The sequence below is a fragment of the Gelidibacter salicanalis genome (genome assembly GCF_016469035.1).
In the GTDB taxonomy this organism is placed as follows: Bacteria; Bacteroidota; Bacteroidia; order Flavobacteriales; family Flavobacteriaceae; genus Gelidibacter; species Gelidibacter salicanalis_A.
In genome coordinates, this window is sequence record NZ_JAEHJZ010000662.1 from 1 (window position 1) to 221 (window position 221).

The following is a 221-nucleotide window of genomic DNA, read 5'->3' on the forward strand; positions in this document are numbered from 1 at the left end:
TGATATTGCGGATATCAACAATGATGGACTAGTGGACATTTTCACCCTAGACATGCTTCCTGAGGGTAATGAAAGACAAAAACTTCTGCTTGCTCCGGATAATTTTGAGCTCTTTGAACTGAATGTAAGCAAAGGATTCCACCACCAGTACATGCGAAATATGCTACATATAAATTCAGGAGATGGCACATTTCAGGAAATTGGACAACTAGCAGGAATAT

Annotated in this window: 1 protein-coding gene; it reads left to right on the forward strand. The window is 39.4% G+C overall.

The window, feature by feature from the left end; translation table 11 throughout:
• Nucleotides 1-221: hypothetical protein (locus tag JEM65_RS22230; protein WP_199603955.1), on the forward strand; the 221-nt coding region annotated here is incomplete at both ends.